At 72.9% G+C, this 19,112-nt stretch carries 20 protein-coding genes and 1 riboswitch; of the genes, 18 read left to right on the top strand and 2 right to left on the bottom strand.

Translation table 11 applies throughout. From position 1 onward, the window contains the following. Positions 1 to 67: 67 nt before the first annotated feature. Positions 68 to 1,123: a DUF695 domain-containing protein gene (locus AC3WRM_RS02505; protein WP_492247287.1), complete on the bottom strand. Its 1,056-nt coding sequence runs from the start codon at positions 1,121 to 1,123 to the stop codon at positions 68 to 70. Positions 1,124 to 1,197: 74 nt separating this feature from the next. Here AC3WRM_RS02505 and AC3WRM_RS02500 point away from each other — a divergent pair, with 74 nt between their 5' ends. From AC3WRM_RS02500 to AC3WRM_RS02465, 8 genes are all read left to right on the top strand, one after another. Further along, complete coding sequence (locus AC3WRM_RS02500; protein ID WP_492247288.1) at positions 1,198 to 2,568, top strand: replication-associated recombination protein A; 1,371 nt, start codon at positions 1,198 to 1,200, stop codon at positions 2,566 to 2,568. 639 nt (positions 2,569 to 3,207) lie between these two features. Beyond that, positions 3,208 to 3,732, top strand: a complete 525-nt coding sequence (locus AC3WRM_RS02495) for a hypothetical protein (protein ID WP_492247289.1) — start codon at positions 3,208 to 3,210, stop codon at positions 3,730 to 3,732. Beyond that, positions 3,729 to 4,061 carry a DUF6167 family protein gene (locus tag AC3WRM_RS02490; RefSeq protein WP_492247290.1) on the top strand — a complete coding sequence of 111 codons (333 nt, stop codon included), beginning with the start codon at positions 3,729 to 3,731 and terminating at the stop codon, positions 4,059 to 4,061. Before AC3WRM_RS02495 ends, AC3WRM_RS02490 begins: the two co-directional genes overlap by 4 nt. Further along, entirely contained in the window at positions 4,061 to 6,739 is a 2,679-nt protein-coding gene (gene alaS, locus AC3WRM_RS02485; RefSeq protein ID WP_492247291.1) for an alanine--tRNA ligase, read from the top strand. The genes AC3WRM_RS02490 and alaS overlap by 1 nt, the downstream gene beginning before the upstream one ends. Before the next feature lie 38 nt (positions 6,740 to 6,777). Further along, positions 6,778 to 7,224: a Holliday junction resolvase RuvX gene (gene ruvX / locus AC3WRM_RS02480; RefSeq protein ID WP_492247292.1), complete on the top strand. Its 447-nt coding sequence runs from the start codon at positions 6,778 to 6,780 to the stop codon at positions 7,222 to 7,224. A 7-nt stretch (positions 7,225 to 7,231) separates the two neighbouring features. Continuing rightward, positions 7,232 to 8,359: an endolytic transglycosylase MltG gene (gene mltG, locus AC3WRM_RS02475; protein WP_492247293.1), complete on the top strand. Its 1,128-nt coding sequence runs from the start codon at positions 7,232 to 7,234 to the stop codon at positions 8,357 to 8,359. Next, on the top strand, positions 8,352 to 9,185 hold the full coding sequence (locus AC3WRM_RS02470) for a shikimate dehydrogenase (RefSeq protein WP_492247294.1): 834 nt from the start codon (positions 8,352 to 8,354) through the stop codon (positions 9,183 to 9,185). The genes mltG and AC3WRM_RS02470 overlap by 8 nt, the downstream gene beginning before the upstream one ends. Before the next feature lie 9 nt (positions 9,186 to 9,194). Further along, positions 9,195 to 9,902: a prepilin peptidase gene (locus AC3WRM_RS02465; protein ID WP_492247295.1), complete on the top strand. Its 708-nt coding sequence runs from the start codon at positions 9,195 to 9,197 to the stop codon at positions 9,900 to 9,902. 35 nt (positions 9,903 to 9,937) lie between these two features. Here AC3WRM_RS02465 and AC3WRM_RS02460 read toward each other — a convergent pair whose 3' ends face one another. Further along, positions 9,938 to 10,252 carry a DMT family transporter gene (locus AC3WRM_RS02460; protein ID WP_492247296.1) on the bottom strand — a complete coding sequence of 105 codons (315 nt, stop codon included), beginning with the start codon at positions 10,250 to 10,252 and terminating at the stop codon, positions 9,938 to 9,940. Positions 10,253 to 10,263: 11 nt separating this feature from the next. Continuing rightward, positions 10,264 to 10,328, bottom strand: a riboswitch (guanidine-III (ykkC-III) riboswitch). A gap of 91 nt (positions 10,329 to 10,419) precedes the next feature. On the opposite strand from AC3WRM_RS02460, the gene aroC reads away from it, so the two are divergent. The 10 genes from aroC (at position 10,420) to AC3WRM_RS02410 (ending at position 19,109) form a co-directional block, all read left to right on the top strand. Then, positions 10,420 to 11,625 carry a chorismate synthase gene (aroC, locus tag AC3WRM_RS02455; RefSeq protein WP_492247297.1) on the top strand — a complete coding sequence of 402 codons (1,206 nt, stop codon included), beginning with the start codon at positions 10,420 to 10,422 and terminating at the stop codon, positions 11,623 to 11,625. Further along, on the top strand, positions 11,622 to 12,137 hold the full coding sequence (locus AC3WRM_RS02450) for a shikimate kinase (RefSeq protein ID WP_492247298.1): 516 nt from the start codon (positions 11,622 to 11,624) through the stop codon (positions 12,135 to 12,137). The genes aroC and AC3WRM_RS02450 overlap by 4 nt, the downstream gene beginning before the upstream one ends. Beyond that, positions 12,134 to 13,312 carry a 3-dehydroquinate synthase family protein gene (locus AC3WRM_RS02445; protein ID WP_492247299.1) on the top strand — a complete coding sequence of 393 codons (1,179 nt, stop codon included), beginning with the start codon at positions 12,134 to 12,136 and terminating at the stop codon, positions 13,310 to 13,312. The genes AC3WRM_RS02450 and AC3WRM_RS02445 overlap by 4 nt, the downstream gene beginning before the upstream one ends. After that, entirely contained in the window at positions 13,309 to 14,418 is a 1,110-nt protein-coding gene (locus AC3WRM_RS02440; RefSeq protein ID WP_492247300.1) for a M24 family metallopeptidase, read from the top strand. The genes AC3WRM_RS02445 and AC3WRM_RS02440 overlap by 4 nt, the downstream gene beginning before the upstream one ends. Next, on the top strand, positions 14,415 to 14,981 hold the full coding sequence (gene efp / locus AC3WRM_RS02435) for an elongation factor P (protein WP_492247326.1): 567 nt from the start codon (positions 14,415 to 14,417) through the stop codon (positions 14,979 to 14,981). Before AC3WRM_RS02440 ends, efp begins: the two co-directional genes overlap by 4 nt. Continuing rightward, positions 14,981 to 15,385: a transcription antitermination factor NusB gene (gene nusB / locus AC3WRM_RS02430; protein WP_492247301.1), complete on the top strand. Its 405-nt coding sequence runs from the start codon at positions 14,981 to 14,983 to the stop codon at positions 15,383 to 15,385. The genes efp and nusB overlap by 1 nt, the downstream gene beginning before the upstream one ends. A 129-nt stretch (positions 15,386 to 15,514) precedes the next feature. Beyond that, on the top strand, positions 15,515 to 16,162 hold the full coding sequence (locus AC3WRM_RS02425; RefSeq protein ID WP_492247302.1) for an ABC transporter permease: 648 nt from the start codon (positions 15,515 to 15,517) through the stop codon (positions 16,160 to 16,162). After that, positions 16,155 to 17,348 (top strand): betaine/proline/choline family ABC transporter ATP-binding protein, encoded by a 1,194-nt coding sequence (locus AC3WRM_RS02420; RefSeq protein WP_492247303.1) that lies wholly within the window; start codon positions 16,155 to 16,157, stop codon positions 17,346 to 17,348. Before AC3WRM_RS02425 ends, AC3WRM_RS02420 begins: the two co-directional genes overlap by 8 nt. Beyond that, on the top strand, positions 17,345 to 18,136 hold the full coding sequence (locus AC3WRM_RS02415) for an ABC transporter permease (RefSeq protein ID WP_492247304.1): 792 nt from the start codon (positions 17,345 to 17,347) through the stop codon (positions 18,134 to 18,136). The genes AC3WRM_RS02420 and AC3WRM_RS02415 overlap by 4 nt, the downstream gene beginning before the upstream one ends. Before the next feature lies 1 nt (position 18,137). Then, positions 18,138 to 19,109: a glycine betaine ABC transporter substrate-binding protein gene (locus AC3WRM_RS02410; protein WP_492247305.1), complete on the top strand. Its 972-nt coding sequence runs from the start codon at positions 18,138 to 18,140 to the stop codon at positions 19,107 to 19,109. Positions 19,110 to 19,112 lie beyond the last annotated feature (3 nt).

Genomic DNA, 19,112 nt, shown 5'->3' with positions numbered 1-19,112 from the left:
CTCGCCGTGGCTCCCGACACTTCCGGGCGCGCCAACTCGGGCCGGCTGCGGGTCGGGGGTCGGGCCGTCAGCCGAGCAGGTGGCGGACGCGGGTCCAGCCCGGGTCGGGCGTGCTCGACGTCCGCAGCCCATGGGTCTCGGCCCAGCGGGCGACGTCGGCGCCGGCGTTCTGGTCCTCGCCGTCGGTGTAGACGTGCAGGGTCCGGGTGCCCTCGGTCGTCACCCGGGCGACGACCAGCCCGCGCGGCTCGATGGTGGCGGTGAGGGAGTCGTCGAGGGCCTGCAGCATGCCGAGCTCCTCCGGGGAGGGCATGCCGCGCTCGTCCGGCTCGTACGTGGCGACGAGCGTGTGGTGCAGGTCGAGGGTCGGTGCGTCGACCCATCGCGCGCCGGTGCGGGCGAGCGCGAACACCGGGCGACCCTCGGCGGTCTGTCCGGAGAGCGCGGACCACACCTCCGGGTCGCGCTCGTCGGCGCACACGGCCACCGCGGCACGCAGGTCCGCCACCGTGCGCGGCTCGGCCGGCGCCTCCACGAGCGGCTCGACCCCGCCCACCCAGCGCGCGACGTCGTCCTCGCCCAGTGCCCAGTCGAGCACCATGAAGGTCACGGGGCCGCGCACCCGCTCCGGCAGCTCGGCGAAGGCGGGGTGGTGCACGCCCACGTGCACGCGCAGCGCCTCCAGGTCGGTCTCGACGGCGAGCACGACCTGCGCCAGGTCGACGGTGGCACCGTCGACCTGGAGCACCGCGTCGAACGCGGCGGGGTCGGCCTCGACGGCCGGCGCGTACTCCCAGGTCGCGTCCGCCGGGGGAGCGGCGCGGAACCACCGCTCGGCGGCCGGTCGGGCGTCCGCGAGGCCACCGGCCGAGACCGTGAGCCGGTGCTGCGCGCCGCGTCCGGGACCGAAGTGCCAGGTCAGGCCGGGGTCGATCGCCGTCAGCAGCCCGTCCAGCACGGCGTGGGCGGGCCCTGCCTGCGACGGGTCGACGCGCCGCCCCTCGTCGGTCCACCAGTCCCAGAAGGCGCCGACCGGCGTGGGGGCGGGCCGTGCGGTCCCGGAGCCGTCGGGGTCGGCGTGCGGGTCGGACTCGGACGAGGTGCGGCGGGAGAACAGGCCCATGGCTCCACCCTGGCCCATGCGTCCGCCGCGGTACAGCGTCCCGGCGTGTCGGGACCGGTGACTACGCTCGTAGGGTGAGCGACGACGGACTGTTCGACCTGCCCGGGGACGACGTGCGCCCCGCGGCGCGCCCGGACTCCTCCGGCTCGCTCGCCGGCAACGCTCACTCCTCGGCGCCGCTCGCGGTGCGCATGCGTCCGCGCACCCTCGACGAGCTCGTCGGCCAGGAGCACCTGCTCGTGCCGGGGTCGCCGCTGCGGCAGGTGATCGACGGCGACCAGCCGCTCACGATCCTGCTCTGGGGCCCTCCGGGCACGGGCAAGACCACCATCGCCTCCCTGATCAGCAACCACACGCACCGACGCTTCGTCGAGGTCTCGGCCGTCTCCGCCGGTGTGAAGGAGGTCCGCGACGTCATCGCAGGTGCCCGGCGAGCGCTGCAGAACGGTGTCGAGACGGTGCTGTTCGTCGACGAGGTGCACCGCTTCTCCAAGGCCCAGCAGGACGCGCTCCTGCCCGGCGTGGAGAACCGCTGGGTCTCGCTCATCGCCGCCACCACCGAGAACCCGCACTTCAGCGTGATCTCCCCGCTGCTCAGCCGGTCGCTGCTGCTCACCCTGCAGTCGCTCGACGACGGCGACGTCGCCGTCATGATCGACCGGGCCGTGGAGGACGACCGCGGTCTCGGCGGGCGCGTCAGCCTCACCGACGACGCCCGCGACCACCTGGTGCGGCTGGCCGGCGGCGACGGACGTCGTGTGCTCACCTACCTCGAGGCCGCTGCCGGCGCGACGCTGAGCCAGGGACGCACCGAGGTGACCGTCGACGACGCCGCGCTCGCCGTCGACAAGGCAGCCGTCCGCTACGACCGCCAGGGCGACCAGCACTACGACGTCACGAGCGCGTTCATCAAGAGCATCCGCGGCTCCGACGTCGACGCCGCCCTGCACTACCTGGCACGCATGATCGAGGCGGGGGAGGACCCCCGGTTCATCGCCCGACGCCTGATGATCCACGCCAGCGAGGACATCGGCATGGCCGACCCCACCGCGCTGCCCGTCGCCACCGCCACGGCGCAGGCCGTCGCGCTGATCGGGTTCCCCGAGGCTCGCATCCCGCTCGCCCAGGCGGTGATCCACCTCGCCACCGCCCCGAAGTCCAATGCCGTCGTGCGCGCGATCGACGCCGCCCAGGCCGACGTCCGGGCGGGTCGGGTCGGTGCCGTGCCCCCGGCGCTGCGCGACGCGCACTACTCCGGGGCGAAGAAGCTCGGCCACGGGCACGACTACCGGTACGCGCACGACGACCCGCGCGGCGTCGTCACCCAGCAGTACGCCCCCGACGACGTTGACGGCCGCGACTACTACGAGCCGGGCCGCCACGGCGCCGAGGCGGCCGTGGCCGACCGCATCGCGCGGATCCGCGCGATCCTGCGCGACCGCTGAGCCCGGATCCCGCTCGGGTCAGTCTGCCGATGCCGCCGCCCGGTGGTGCGTTGCCTGCGGCGGTCTCGTCCTGCTGCTGCGAAGTTCGCGGAGGTCTCGTCCTGCTGGTGCGCTGCCTCGGTTGGCGCTGGGGGTGGCCTGTGAAGGGGCCTCGACCGGGCGGCTGGGCGGGACCCGGTCCGGGGTCTCGGGGCGCGGCTGGGCGTTCGGGTGACGCACGATTCTTCCTTCGTGCGCTCAGGGCCTCACGATGATGCGTTCGTGTCCGGATCCCGTCGCCAACGCAGAAGCCTTCGATTCAGCACGCACGAACGCAGAATCCTGCGTCACCCCAGGCCCCGCCACACCCCGAGAACCCGACCCGGCCCCTGCCCAGCCGCGCGGTCGAGGCCTTTCGGAGGCCGACCCCAGCGTGAGCCGAGGCAGCGCACCAGCGGGTCGAGACCCCCGTCGCGCTGCGCAGCCGCGGGACCAGACGCTCCAGGCACCACGCCCCAGCCCGCCCGGAGCCCCGGTACCCCTCGCGCCGGACCGCAGGGGCGGGCGACCCCGTGTCGACCACCGGACTCGACGCGCACGAGGACAGCACCCCGTCTCCCACGCGGGAGCGACCCCGTCGTTCCTAGTAACCTCGACACCATGCCCTCCGACGTCGTCGTCCTCGTCGCCACCGCGGTGCTCGCGGTCGTGACCGTGGTCGCTGCCGTCGTGGCGGTCCTCGCCGCCCGTCGGGTCGCCCGCGGTCCCGCCGCCGCACCGCCGGCACCGTCCCCCCAGCCTGTGGGCCGCGACGACGCCCCGCCCGCCGTCGTCTCCGGCGACCTCGTGCGGGTCGAGCGCACACGACAGCCCGACCTCCCGGCGCCGGAGCGGTCCGGTGCGCTCGCCCCCCGCGTCGTGGAGGGGCGCGTCGTCGTCCCGCCCACGCAGGACCAGGTCGTCGCCGCCACGCTGAGCCGTCCGCAGGTGCGGCTCGCCGTCGTCGCCGAGGGCCTCGCGCACGCGCTGCGCCCCGAAAGCCGCGACCGGATCAGCGCGCTGATGCGACGCGAGTACCGCGGACGTCGACGTGAGCGGCTGCGCGCCGGACGTCGCGCCGCCCGCGCTGCACACGCGTCGGCGCTGCCCACCGCCCCCGCCGACCAGTGGCTGGGGGAGAGATGAACCCCCGACTGATCTGGTTCGTCGCCGGCTCCGCCGCCGGCGTGTACGCGAGCGTCAAGGCACGGCGGGCCGCCTACCGGGTGTCGATGCCGGGACTCATCGACCAGGCCGCCGCGCTCGGCACCGGCGTCCGCGCCTTCGCCGACGAGGTCCGCGACGGCATGACCACCGCCGAGCACCGGTTCGCCCGCGAGCTCGCCGCCGACGACCCCCACCCCGAGCCCCTCGGCCCGGCCGCGACCGTCGCCCCGCTCGACGCCCCACCGCTCGACGACCCGCCGCTCGACGACGCAGCCCCCGACCTCCCCGACGAGAGAGACCACCCCTGATGCAGACCGCAGAGATCCGGCGCCGCTTCCTCGCCCACTTCGAGGCCGCCGGACACACCGTCGTGCCGTCGGCGCCGCTGCTGCTCGAGGACCCCAACCTGCTCTTCGTGAACGCGGGCATGGTGCCGTTCAAGCCGTACTTCCTCGGCCAGGAGACGCCGCCCTACGGCACCGCCACCAGCGTGCAGAAGTGCGTGCGCACCCTCGACATCGAGGAGGTCGGCAAGACCACGCGGCACGGCACGTTCTTCCAGATGAACGGCAACTTCAGCTTCGGCCAGTACTTCAAGGAAGGCGCCATCACGCACGCCTGGCGCCTCGTGACCGGACACGTCGACGACGGCGGCCTCGGGTTCGACGCCGACTCGGTCTGGGTCACCGTCCTCGAGGGCGACCACGAGTCGCGCGAGCTGTGGCGCTCGGTCGCCGGTCTGCCCGACGAGCGGATCCAGGACCGCGACCTCAACGACAACTACTGGCACATGGGCGTCCCCGGGCCCGGCGGTCCCTGCAGCGAGATCTACATCGACCGCGGACCGGAGTTCGGCCCCGACGGCGGCCCCGTCGTCGACGAGGACCGCTTCCTCGAGATCTGGAACCTCGTGTTCATGCAGGAGGAGATCACGAACGTCCGGGCCAAGGACCAGTTCGACGTCGTCGGCCCGCTGCCCAGCCAGAACATCGACACCGGCATGGGGCTGGAGCGGGTCGCCTACCTGCTGCAGGGCAAGCAGAACCTCTACGAGATCGACGAGGTGTTCCCGGTCATCGAGCGCGCCTCCGAGCTCACCGGCCGCCGCTACGGCGCGAACCACGACGACGACGTGCGCTTCCGCGTGGTCGCCGACCACGTCCGCTCGGGTCTCATGCTCATGGGCGACGGCGTCACGCCGGGCAACGAGGCCCGGGGCTACGTGCTGCGCCGCCTGCTGCGTCGCGCGGTGCGCTCCATGCGGCTGCTCGGCTTCGAGGACCCGGCACTGCCGGAGCTGCTGCCGGTGAGCAAGGAGCGCATGAAGGCCTCCTACCCCGAGCTCGAGGCCGACTTCGCGCGCATCGAGCAGGTCGCCTACGCCGAGGAGGACGCCTTCCGCTCCACGCTCGGCAAGGGCACGCAGATCTTCGACGTCGCGGCGCAGAAGGTGAAGGCCGACGGCGGCACGGGGCTGTCCGGCGAGGCCGCGTTCACCCTGCACGACACCTACGGGTTCCCGATCGACCTCACCCTCGAGATGGCGCAGGAGCAGGGCCTCAGCGTCGACGCCGACGGCTTCCGGGCCCTCATGGCCGAGCAGAAGGCGCGTGCCAAGGCCGACGCGAAGGCCAAGAAGGGCGTCCACGCCGACACCCACGCCTACCGTGCGGCCCTCGACGCCAACGGCCCGACGGACTGGCAGGCCTACACGACGCTCTCGACCGAGTCGCGGGTCCTGGCGCTGCTCAGCCAGGGCGAGAACGTCCCCGTCATCACGGCCGGCAGCATCGGCGAGGTCGTGCTCGACCGCACGCCCTTCTACGCCGAGTCCGGTGGTCAGAACGCCGACGCCGGCACCCTCACGTGGTCGGGCCACGGCGGCGGCACGGCCGAGGTGCTCGACGTCCAGCGCCCCATCAAGGGCCTGGTCGTGCACCAGGTGCGCGTCCTGGAGGGCGAGCTGGTGGTCGACGAGCAGCTCTCGGCCGACGTCGACCCCGAGTGGCGTCTCGGCGCGCGCCAGGCGCACTCGGGCACGCACGTCGTCCACGCCGCGCTGCGCGAGGTGCTCGGCCCCACGGCGCTCCAGTCGGGCTCGTACAACCGGCCCGGCTACCTGCGCCTCGACTTCGGGTGGAGCGGCGCGCTCTCGCCCGAGCAGCTGCACGACGTCGAGCACGTGTCGAACCGGGCGCTCCGCGAGGACCTGCCCGTCTCGGCGCAGTACATGACGCTGCCCGAGGCGCGGGAGTGGGGCGCGCTCGCGCTCTTCGGCGAGACGTACGGCGAGGAGGTGCGTGTCGTCGAGATCGGCGGGCCCTGGTCGCGCGAGCTGTGCGGCGGCACGCACGTCGACCGCTCCAGCCAGATCGGCACCGTCGTCGTCACGTCCGACGGCTCCGTCGGCGCCGGCAACCGACGGATCGAGGCGCTCACCGGCATCGAGGGCTTTGCCTACCTCGCCAAGGAGCGCGACCTCGTGCTGCAGCTCACCGACGTGCTCAAGGCACGTCCCGACGAGGTGCCCACCCGGGTCAACGACCTCCTGGCCCGCCTGAAGGCCACCGAGAAGGAGCTCGAACGGCTCAAGGCAGCCCAGCTGCAGGGTGCGGCCGGCGACGTCGCCGCTGCTGCGGTCGACGTCGACGGGGTCGCGGTCGTGACCCACCGCGCCGACGGCGTCGGCGGCGGCGACGTGCGCAGCCTCGCCCTCGACGTGCGCGGCCGGCTGCAGGACCGCGCCGCCGTCGTCGTCGTGGTCGGCACCGCGAACGACCGCCCCTCCGTGGTCGTGGCGGTCACGCCCGCCGCGCAGGAGCGCGGCCTCGCGGCCAACGCCCTCGTCGGCGTGGTGGGTGAGCGGATCGGCGGCAAGGGCGGCGGCAAGCCCGACGTCGCGCAGGGCGGCGGCACCGACGTCGGCGGCATCGACGCGGCGTTCGCCGCCGTGCACGACGCGGTCCGCGCGGCGGCCGGACGATGACGGAGCGTCGATGAGGACGGACCGATGAGGAAGGGCCGATGAGGTGGGGCCGTCGGCTCGGCGTCGACGTCGGCGACGTGCGCATCGGGGTCGCCGTGTGCGATCCCGACGGTCTCGTCGCCACGCCGCTCGAGACGGTGGCCGCCGGACCGGACGCGGTCGCGCGGCTGGTGGCCCTGGCCGAGGAGGTCGACGCGTTCGAGCTGGTCGTCGGTCTGCCGGTGTCGCTGAACGGTCGCGAGGGGCCTGCCGCGGTGAAGGTCCGCGGGTTCGCGGCGGGTCTGCGCGAGGCCGTCGATCCGCGGGTTGTCCGGCTGTTCGACGAGCGCATGTCTACGATGACTGCCGACAGCCTGCTCCGTGAGGGCGGGCGTCCGGGACGGAAACGACGTCAGGTGATCGACCAGACCGCGGCCGCGGTGATCCTGCAGACCGCCCTGGACACCGAACGGACCCGGGGCAGCGCCCCGGGCGAGACGATCTGAGGTCTACGTGAGCGACAGCGGACTCGACATCCTCGGCAGCGAGCCGGGCGACCGTCGCGCGACCCGCCCCGGAGGCCGACGCGCCCCGCGGCGAGGTCCGCGGTGGGGACGCATCATCCTCGTGCTCGCGCTGCTCGGCGGCCTCGTCTTCGGTGGCAAGGTTCTCTGGGACAAGGCCGGCACCTACCTGAATGGTCCGCAGGACTACACGGGCCGGGGGAGCGGCGAGGTCGTCGTGGAGATCCCGTCCGGCGCGGACGGGCAGGCCATGGCCCGTATCCTCGCCAAGCAGGACGTCGTCAAGTCCGCGGAGGCGTTCTACCAGCTCTCGCTCAACGACGACCGGTTCTCCACCATCCAGCCCGGCTTCTACCAGCTGCGCCGCAAGATGTCGGCGGCGGCGGCCCTGGACGGCCTGACGGACACGTCCAACCGCGTCGAGGGCCGCGTCGTCATCCCCGAGGGGTCCAGGGTCGGGCAGATCGTCAAGGCGATCGCCGCCGGCTCGGAGATCCGCGAGGCCGACGTGACGAAGGTGCTCGACGACCCGAGCGAGCTCGGCCTCCCGCCGGAGGCGAACGGCAACCCCGAGGGCTACCTGTACCCCGCCACCTACACGGTCGAGCCCGGGACCACGGCGCTGCAGCTGCTGCGGCAGATGGTCAAGAAGACCCTCGACGTCGAGAACGACCTCGACATCGACACGCGTGCGAAGGCGCTCGGGCTCTCGAAGGAGGACGTGCTGACGGTCGCCAGCATCCTCGAGTACGAGGCCGCCCGCGACGAGGACTACCCGAAGGTCGCGCGGGTGCTCTACAACCGCATCGCCGACGGCATGCCGCTGCAGCTCGACTCGACCGTGTCGTACGTGAGCAAGCGCGAGGGCGACGTCTGGACCACGCCGGAGGAGCGCGCGAACCCGTCGGAGTACAACACGTACCAGAACACCGGCCTGCCGCCCGGGCCGATCGGCTCGCCCGGCGAGAAGACCATCGAGGCCGCGCTGAACCCGGCGCAGGGCGACTGGCTGTACTTCTTCGCCGACAAGCAGGGCGTGACGATCTTCAACACGAGCTTCGCGAAGCACACCGCCGACTGCCAGAAGGTCTACGGCGCCGGCTCCTGCGGTGGCTGACCACGGCTCGGGGCGGCGCTGCGCCGTCGTCGGCCACCCGGTCGCGCACTCCCTGTCGCCCACGATGCACCGGGCCGCGTACGCGGTGCTCGGGCTCGACTGGACCTTCGAGGCCGTCGACGTCGCCCCCGGTGGGCTGCGCGAGCACGTCGGCGCGCTCGACTCCTCGTGGCGGGCGCTGGCGGTCACGGCACCGCACAAGCGCGACGCGCTCGACCTCGCCGACAGCGCCACCGACGTCGCGCGCGTCGCGGGCGGGGCCAACACCCTGCTGCTGGAGGACGGTCCGCACGGTCGCCACGTGCGCGCCGACAACACCGACGTCCCCGGCGCGCGGGCCGCGCTCTCGGAGGCCGGCGTGGTCGACGTGCCGGTCGTCCGCATCCTCGGGGCGGGTGCGACGGCAGCGTCCGTCGCGCATGCGGTGGCGGGCCTGGGCGCCGGGCGGGTCGAGCTCGTCGTGCGGGACGCCGGCCGGGCCGAGGAGACGGTCGCGTCGATCCACGACGCGGGCCTGGACGTCCGCGTGCTCGACGCCGCGACCCTGCCCGGGACGGTCGACCTGCTCGTCTCCACCGTGCCCGAGGCCGTCGCGGGGGAGCGGGCTGACGCCTGGGCCGCCGGCGCGGCCGCGGTCTTCGACGTCGTCTACGACCCCTGGCCGACGCGTCTGAGCGTCGCCGCACGAGCAGCGGGCCTCCCGGTCGTCACCGGTCTGGACCTCCTGGCGCACCAGGCGGTGCTGCAGCTGCTCCTGATGACGGGTGCGTCGGTCGACGTCGACGTCGTGCGCGGGGCGGCGCTGGAGGTCCTCGCGAGCGCATAGTCTGCGGGCGTGGACATCGCGTACGTCGTGGCTGCCGCCCTGGGCGCCGGGATCCTGGGAGCCCTCGGCCCGGTCGCGATCGCCCGGCTGCCCGAGCCCGCGCCGCATCCTGAGGACGACCCGGACGAGCCGCCCAAGGTCCCGTACGTCGACCTCGCCCGCCGCCGGCACCTCGCGCCGGGGCTGGCGCTGACGTCCGCGCTGCTGGTCCTGGTGGCCGCGCCCGGTCTGGACGAGCCGTGGCTGCTGCCGGCGTGGACCGCGTTCGCGGGCGCGGGCAGCTGGCTGGCGTGGATCGACCTGCGCACCCGCCTGCTGCCGTACCTCCTCACGCTGCCGCTGCACGCCGCGTGCCTCGCGCTCGTCGCGCTCGCGGCGCTGCTGGCCGACGACCTCGGCATCCTGCTGAGGGGGCTCGTCGGCAACGTCGCCGTCTTCGCGGTGTTCCGTGCCGTCTACGCGCTGGGCCGCTGGGTCCGCCAGCCCTTCGGCTTCGGCGACGTCCGGCTCGCTGCCCTCATGGGACTGCTCCTCGGCGCGGTCGGACCGAGCGCGACGCTCTACGGCACCTATGCGGGCTTCGTCGTCGGCGCCGTCGCAGGCGTGGTCCTCTACCGGACCGGTCGCATCGGCCGACGCGACCCGTTCGCCTTCGGCCCCTACCTCCTGGTCGGCGCGTTCCTCGGCCCGCCGCTCGCCGCGCTCGTGCACGGCTGACCCCGCCGCCCCGCGAGAGGTCGCGCGAGGTCGGCTCAGTGGGTCAGCTTGAGGCCGACGATGCCGCCGACGACCGCGAGCAGGCACAGCACCCGGGCCACCGACAACGGCTCGTCGCCCTGCGCCATCGCCCACGCGGCGGTGAGGGTCGCGCCGATGCCGACCCACACCGCGTACGCCGTGCCGGTCGGCAGCTCGCGCATGGCCCACGCGAGCCCGACCATGCTGGTCACGAGCGCGACGGCGAACACGATGGTGGGCACGAGACGGCTGAGGCCCTCCGAGCGGCCGAGGGCCGTGGCCCACACCGCCTCGAGGAGGCCGGACCCCACGAGCACGATCCAGGACATGACAGGCTCCTGACCTGCCGTCTTTGCGCTGGTCGGGTACGGCAGCCTCGTCCGAGCCCCCAGGGAGGGGGCGCGACCATGATCGCACGACGGAGCGGACGCCCGCCCGGGTCCACGGGGACGGGCGCCTCGGCCCCGGCAGGACGGCTCCTGACACAATGACCCCCATGCTTCGATGGCTGACTGCCGGTGAGTCCCACGGACCTGCGCTCGTCGCGATCCTCGAGGGACTTCCCGCCGGCGTGCACGTGACCAGCAAGGACGTCCAGGACGCGCTGGCGCGTCGTCGTCTCGGCTACGGCCGCGGCGCCCGCATGAGCTTCGAGGCCGACGAGCTTGAGGTCATCGGCGGACTCCGTCACGGCGTGACGATGGGCAGCCCGGTCGCCCTGCGGATCGGCAACAGCGAATGGCCGAAGTGGGAGCAGGTCATGGCGGCCGACCCCGTCGATCCCGAGGTGCTCGACGGCCTCAAGCGCGGGGCCCCGCTCACGCGCCCGCGCCCCGGCCACGCCGACCTCGCGGGCATGCAGAAGTACGGCTTCGACGAGGCGCGTCCCGTCCTCGAGCGGGCCAGCGCCCGCGAGACCGCCGCACGCGTCGCGCTGGGCGAGGTGGCGGCCAAGTTCGTCGAGCAGACGACGGGCGCGACGGTCCTGTCGCACGTCGTGGAGCTCGGCACGGTCACCGCCCCGGCCGGTCTCGTGCCCCAGTACTCCGACGTGGAGGCGCTGGACGCCGACCCGGTGCGCTGCTTCGACGCCGCGACCAGCGCGGCGATGGTGGCCGAGGTCGACGCCGCCCACAAGGACGGCGACACGCTCGGCGGCGTCGTCGAGGTCGTCGTCGAGGGGCTGCCGCCCGGACTCGGCTCGTACACCCACTGGGACCGGCGCCTCGACGCACGTCTCGCGGCGGCGCTCATGGGCATCCAGGCCATCAAGGGCGTCGAGGTCGGCGACGGCTTCGAGCTCGCCCGCACGCGCGGGTCCGCGGCGCATGACGAGATCGTGCCCGCCGAGGAGCCCGACGGCTCGGCCGACGGCCGCCTCACGGTGCGGCGGACGTCCGGCCGCTCCGGCGGGACCGAGGGCGGCATGACGACGGGTGAGCTGCTGCGCGTGCGCGCCGCGATGAAGCCCATCGCCACCGTGCCGCGTGCCCTGCGCACCGTCGACGTCAGCACCGGCGAGGAGACGCGCGCCCACCACCAGCGCTCGGACGTGTGCGCCGTGCCCGCGGCGGGCATCGTCGCCGAGGCGATGGTGGCGCTGGTCGTCGCCGACGCGATCACCGAGAAGTTCGGCGGCGACTCCGTCGAGGAGGTCCGGCGCAACGTCGAGGCGTACCGCGAGCACCTGAGGTACCGGTGACGCCGGTCGTCGTGCTCGTCGGCGCACCCGGGGCCGGCAAGACGACGGTGGCGCACCACCTCGCCGACCGGCTCGGCACGTCGGTGCGCGACACCGACGTCGACGTGGAGCGCTCGACGGGCGCCAGCGTGCAGGACCTGTTCGTCGAGCACGGCGAGGCGCACTTCCGTGAGCTCGAGGCCGCCGCGGTCGCAGCCGCGCTGCAGGAGCACGACGGCGTGCTGGCGCTGGGTGGTGGTGCCGTCCTGCACGCCCGCACCCAGGAGCTGCTGCGGGACCACCGCGTCGTCTTCCTCGACGTCAGCCTGTCCGCAGCGGCGCAGCGCGTCGGCCTCGGCACGAACCGGCCGCTGCTCCTCGGCAACGTCCGCGCGACCATGAAGGCGCTGCTGGACGCGCGCCGCCCGGTCTACGAGGACCTCGCCACGCACACCGTCGTCACCGACGACCTCACCGCCGAGGACGTCGCCGCCCGCATCCACCAGCTGATCCAGGAGAACGCCACCCCATGACCGTCCGCATCCGGGTCGAGACGTCCGCCCCGTACGACGTCCTCGTCGGCTCCGGCGTGAGCGACCAGCTCGCGTCGCTCGTCGGGGACGACGTGCGCCGGGTCGCGATCGTGCACCCGACGGTGCTGCGCGAGCGCGCCGCTCGTCTCCGCTCGACGCTGCTGCGGCAGCAGGCGACGCAGGCGCTCGACGTGCACCTCGTCGAGGTGCCCGACGGCGAGGCCGCGAAGAACGCGGAGGTCCTGCAGTACTGCTGGGACGTGCTCGGGCGCTCCGGCTTCACCCGCTCCGACGTCGTCGTCGGCTTCGGCGGCGGGGCCACGACCGACCTGGCCGGTTTCGTGGCCGCGAGCTGGCTGCGTGGCGTCCGGTTCGTCAACGTCTCCACCACCGTGCTGGGCATGGTCGACGCGGCGGTCGGCGGCAAGACGGGCATCAACACCGCGTCGGGCAAGAACCTCGTGGGCGCGTTCCACGAGCCCGTCGGCGTCCTGTGCGACCTCGACCTGCTGGTCGACCTCCCGTCCGCCGAGCTGCGCAGCGGGCTGGCCGAGGTGGTCAAGTGCGGGTTCATCGCCGACCCGTCGATCCTGGAGCTCATCGAGAGCGTCGGGACCGGCGCCGTGCTCGACCCGACGTCGGCGATCCTGGCCGAGCTCGTCGCCAAGGGCATCAGGGTGAAGGCGCAGACCGTCGCCGGCGACCTGCGCGAGACCGGCGGGGGTGCCGGGCCGTGGGCGGCGAAGAGCGGCGGCGGGGGTGCCGGTGGGGACGACGACACGATCGGGCGTGAGGCCCTGAACTACGGGCACACCCTCGGGCACGCGATCGAGCGCGAGGAGCGGTACACGGTGCGCCACGGCGAGGCGATCAGCATCGGCATGGTCTACGTCGCGGAGCTGGCGCACCGGCACGGGCTCATCGACGCCGACCTCGTGCAGCGCCACCGCGACGTGCTGTCGTCGCTGTCGCTGCCGACCACGTGGGCGGGTGCCTTCTCGCCGCTGCTCGCCGCGATGCGCCTGGACAAGAAGACCCGCGGTGACCAGCTCCGGTTCGTCGTGCTCGAGGACCTCGGGCGCACGACGATCCTCGCCGGGCCCGACGAGGAGACGCTGCGCGACTCCTTCGCCGCGCTCGCCGCGCCCTCGCCGTCGCCGGGCGCCGGGCGATGAGCGCGATCCTGGCGCCGGACGCGACGACCCTGCGCCGACGTCGCGAGCGGGTCGGTGCGGCGCTCGCCGAGGCGGGACGGGCCGGCATGGTCGTCACGACGCTGGTCAACGTGCGGTACCTGACCGGCTTCACGGGCTCGAACGCCGCGCTCGTGCTGCGGGCCGACGGCAGCGGCGTGTTCCTCACCGACGGCCGCTACCGCGACCAGGCTGCGGCGGAGGTGCCCGCTCTCGAGCACACCATCACGCGCGACCTCGTCGGCGTCGCCGGCGCGCAGCTCTCCGAGGTCGGCGGCGAGTGGGCCGTCGAGACGCACACGCTGAGCGTCGACGCCCACGCGACGCTGCGTGACGCCGCGCCCGGGGTCGACCTCGTCGCCGCCGGGCGGGTGGTCGAGCGGGCGCGCGAGACGAAGGACGACGTCGAGGTGGCGGCGCTGCGCGAGGCCTGCCGGATCTCGGCTGCGGCGCTCGAGGCGCTCTGGGCGGGCCCGCTGGTGGGCCGGACGGAGCGCGACGTCGCGCGCGACCTCGAGTGGCGCATGCTCGAGCTCGGAGCCGAGGCCGTCGCCTTCGAGACGATCCTCGCCTCCGGCCCGAACACCGCCGTCCCGCACCACCACCCGACCGACCGGGTGCTGCAGCCCGGCGACCTCCTCAAGACCGACTTCGGGGCTCGCGTCGCCGGCTACCACGCCGACTGCACGCGCACCGTCGTGCTCGGCACCTCCGACGCCTGGCAGCGGGAGGTCCACGCCGTCGTGCGCGCGTCGCAGGCCGCCGGCGTCGACGCGCTCCGCGAGGGTCGTCCGGTGGCCGAGGCCGACGCCGTCGCGCGGGGCGTGCTCGACGACGCCGGCTGGCTCGAGCACTTCACCACCGGCCTGGGCCACGGCGTGGGCCTGCAGATCCACGAGGACCCGTTCATCGCCGCGGCGCACGTCGGTACACTGGAGCGTCGCACCGTCCTCACCATGGAACCGGGCATCTACGTCCCGGGCCGCGGGGGAGTGCGCATCGAAGACACCGTCCTCGTCACGCCGGCCGCCACGGGCACCCCCGAGGTGCTGACCGACCTGACCACCGAGCTCCTGGAGATCGCCTGATGGCCACCACGAACGACCTGAAGAACGGCATGGTGCTGAACATCGACGGCCAGCTCTGGACCGTCGTCGAGTTCCAGCACGTCAAGCCGGGCAAGGGCCCCGCCTTCGTGCGCACCAAGATGAAAAACGTCGAGTCGGGCAAGGTCGTCGACAAGACCTTCAACGCCGGGACCAAGGTCGAGACCGCCACCGTCGACAAGCGCGACATGCAGTACCTGTACAACGACGGCACGAACTACGTGTTCATGGACGTCCAGACGTACGACCAGATCGAGATCGCCCCCGAGGCGATGGGCAGCGCGCCCGACTTCCTCCTGGAGAACCAGGAGGCCACGGTGGCCACCAACGAGGGCCGCGTGCTGTACGTCGAGCTCCCGCTGTCGGTCGAGCTGGTCATCGAGCACACCGACCCGGGCCTGCAGGGCGACCGCTCCAGCGGCGGCACGAAGCCCGCGCGTCTGGAGACCGGCCGGGAGATCCAGGTGCCGCTGTTCGTCACCACCGGCGAGAAGGTCAAGGTCGACACCCGCGACGGCAACTACCTCGGCCGCGTGAAGGCCTGATGGGCGCGCGCACCAAGTACCGCAAGCGCGCCCTCGACATCCTCTTCGAGTCCGAGCTGCAGGGGCTGCCCCTGGGCGGGACCCTCGCGGTGCGGCGCGAGACCAACGACCCGCCGGTCAACCCCTACACGGTCCGGCTGGTCGAGGGCGTCGTCGAGCACCAGGAGCGCATCGACGGCCTCATCGCGGAGCACTCCCGCGGCTGGACCCTCGAGCGCATGCCCGGGGTCGACCGCAACCTCGTCCGTGTGGCCGTGTTCGAGATCGTCTACGTCGACGACGTGCCCGGACCGGTTGCCGTGAGCGAGGCCGTCGAGCTCGCGGCGGAGCTCTCCACCGACGATAGCCCCAAGTTCGTCGGCGGCCTCCTCAGCCGCATCCTCGAGGTCGCCACCCCCGCCTGACGCCCTGCGCGCCGCCCAGGCGCGCCGTCACGCGCAGTTGCACCTTCCGCCAGGTTCGCTACCGTCGAGTCACCCGCGACGGCGGACGACGGCGTTCGCCTGCGTCGCCGTCCTGACGAGAGGTGACGTGTGGGCTTCCTCGACTTCGTCCAGGAACGGTGGTCGGTGCTGTCGTTCCTGGCCTACCAGCACCTGAGCCTCGTGGTGCAGACGCTGGCCGCGGCCACCCTGCTCGCCATCGTGGTGGGCGTACTGGCCTACCGGTCGCGCTGGGGCACCGCCGCGGCGCAGGCGCTCTCCTCCGTCGGGCTCACGCTCCCGTCGTACGCGCTGCTCGGCCTGCTGGTCGGCGTGGTCGGCATCGGGGTGCTGCCCTCCGTCATCGCGCTGGTCTTCTTCGGCTTCCTGCCGATCCTGCGCAACGTGATCGTGGGCCTGACGGGCGTCGACCAGGCGCTCGTGGAGTCCGCGCGCGGCATGGGCATGGGTCGCGTGGCCACCCTCCTCCGGCTCGAGCTGCCGCTCGCGTGGCCGGTGATCATGACGGGCGTCCGCGTGTCGGGCCAGATGCTCATGGGCATCGCCGCCATCGCGGCCTACGTGCTGGGACCCGGCCTGGGCGGCTACATCTTCTCGGGCATCTCGCGCACCGGCGGCGCCAACGCGACGAACTCCATCGTGGCCGGCACGGTCGGGATCATCCTCCTCGCCGTCGTGCTCGACCTCGTCCTCAACCTGCTCACCCGAGCCACGACCTCCAGGGGCATCCGTGTCTGAGACCACCACCTCCACCTCCGCCTCCGGGCACCAGTCGCACGGGCAGCGCATCCTGCTCGAGAACGTCACCAAGAAGTACTCCGGCCAGCCGACCGCCGCGGTCGACGACGTCACGCTGGAGATCCCGGCCGGCGAGATCGTCATGCTCGTCGGCCCGTCGGGCTGCGGCAAGACCACCACGATGAAGATGATCAACCGGCTGATCGAGCCGACCAGCGGTCGCATCTACATCGGCGACGAGGACGTCACCGACCAGGACGCCGACGACCTGCGCCGCCGCATCGGCTACGTCATCCAGGGCGCCGGGCTGTTCCCGCACTACACGGTCGCCGAGAACATCGCCATCGTGCCGCGGCTGCTCGGCTGGAAGAAGGACCGCGTCGCCGCCCGCGTCGACGAGCTGCTCGACCTCGTCAACCTCGATCCCGAGCAGTACCGCGACCGCTACCCCAAGGAGCTGTCCGGCGGGCAGCAGCAGCGCGTGGGCGTGGCCCGGGCCCTGGCCGCCGACCCGCCCGTGCTGCTCATGGACGAGCCGTTCGGCGCCGTCGACCCCATCACGCGCCAGCGGCTGCAGGACGAGCTGCTGCGCCTGCAGGAGGAACTGCGCAAGACGATCGTGTTCGTCACGCACGACTTCGACGAGGCGGTGAAGCTCGGCGATCGGATCGCGATCCTCGACGTCGGCTCACGGATCGTGCAGTACGACACGCCGGAGGCCATCCTCACCGCCCCCGCGAACGAGTTCGTCGAGGGCTTCGTCGGCCACGGCGCCGCCCTGAAGCAGCTCACGCTCACCCGCGTGCGCGACGTCGAGCTGCACGAGGCGGCCGTCGCGCACGTCGGCGGCGACCCGGCCGAGGCGGCGCAGGACGCGCGCGCGAAGGGCCGCGACTGGGTGATCGTCCTCGACGCTCAGGACCGTCCGCAGCGATGGGTCTCCGTCCGCGACCTCGAGCGGGGCGGAGCGCTGGACCGCGTGTCGCGCGACCTGGAGCTCGAGACGGTCAGCTCCGCCTCGACGCTCAACGACGCACTCGACGAGATGCTCACCTCCTCGCACGGCGTCGTCGTGGTGACCGGTCGTCGCAACGTCTACCAGGGCGTCATCCGCGTCGAGACGATCATGCAGGCGATGCAGCAGCTCAGCAGCAGCGCCGCGGACGCCGACCCGGTGCAGCCGTGAGCGCCGCCACCGCCGCCCCGTCCACCACCGGTGAGGCAGCGACCCCGACCGTCGTCGTCGACCGCCCGGGCATCGGCCGCTGGATCGGCCAGCCGCTCGTGGTCGTCGCCGCGGTCGTCGGCTGCCTGGTGTACGTGAACACCGCGGACGTCACCGACGTCGAGCGCCGCTCGCTGACGGTCGGCAACCTGGTCGACCTGACCGGCCAGCACCTGTTGATCAGCGTCGTCGCGACGCTCCTGACCTGCCTCGTCGCGATCCCGCTCGGCATCGCGCTGACCCGGGGTCCGATGCGACGGTTCTCCAAGCCGATCATCACCGTGGCCGGCTTCGGGCAGGCGGCGCCCGCCATCGGCCTCATCGCGCTCGGTGCGGTGATCTTCGGCATCGGCACCACCGGAGCCGTCGTCGCCCTCGCCGTCTACGGGATCCTGCCGATCGTCGCCAACACGGTCACGGGGCTCGACGGCGTCGACCAGCGCCTGGTCGAGGCGTCGCGCGGCATGGGCGTCTCCGCCGGTGGCACCCTCGTGCGGGTCGAGCTGCCGTTGGCGCTGCGCGTGATCGTCGCCGGTGTGCGCACCGCGCTCGTGCTGATCGTCGGCACGGCGGCGCTGGCGTCGTTCACCGGCGGCGGTGGGCTCGGCGAGCTCATCACCACCGGCATCAAGCTGCAGCAGGACGTCGTGCTGGTCGTCGGCGCGATCCTCGTCGCTGCCCTGGCCTTGTTGATCGACTGGGTGGCGCGTCTCGTGGAGATCGCCGCCGCCCCGAAGGGAGTGAGCTGACGTGCGAGGTCATCTGCGCAGGAAGCTCGCCGCGTCCGTCGTCGGCCTGGCCGCCCTTGCCCTCGCGGGCTGCGGCCTGCAATCGGCCTCCGGGGCGGTGCTCGGCGCCGAGCCCGGCACCATCAAGCCGGTGAAGTCCCTCGAGGGCGTCCCGGTGACCGTGGCGGCGAAGGACTTCACCGAGCAGCTCGTGCTCGGCAACATGATGTCGACGGTGCTCAGCGTCGCCGGTGCGGACGTCACGAACCTCAGCAACACGCCCGGGAGCTTCGGCGTCCGCCAGGCGCTGCTCGACGGTCGCGTCGACGTCTCGCCCGAGTACACCGGGACCGGCTGGATCAACTACCTGGGCAACCAGAAGCCGGTGAAGGGCGAGGAGCAGCAGTACAAGGCGGTGTACGACGCCGACCTGAAGAACGGGTTGACCTGGCTGCCGTACGCCCCCATGAACAACACGTACGCGTTCGCGATCGCCGAGAAGAAGGGCGAGGAGCTCGGCATCACCAAGCTCTCGCAGCTGAAGGACCTGCCGAAGGACCAGCGCACGTTCTGCGTCGAGAGCGAGTTCGCCAAGCGCGACGACGGCTTCGTCCCGATGCTGAAGACGTACGGGCTGACGGAGTCCGACCTCGGCAAGGTGACGACCCTCGACACCGGGGTCATCTACGCCGCCACCGCGCGGGGCACCTGCACCTTCGGCGAGGTCTTCACGACCGACGGCCGCATCCCGGGCCTGAAGCTGCGCGTGCTGGAGGACGACAAGGAGTTCTTCCCGCTCTACAACCTCAGCTTCGTCGCCCGGACCGCGTTCCTGAAGGAGCACCCGGAGGTGGCGGAGATCTTCGCCCAGGTGCTTCCGAAGCTCACCAACGACGTCATGCTCGAGCTGAACGCCAAGGTCGACGTCGAGGGCCAGGACCCGGCCATCGTGGCACGGGACTGGCTGGTGTCCGAAGGACTCGTGACCGAGTAACGG

It is taken from the genome of Aeromicrobium sp. EU05-FHT14F07 (assembly GCF_058790455.1).
Note: the sequence above shows the minus strand (reverse complement) of the source record. Positions and strands in the feature narration are given on the sequence as shown.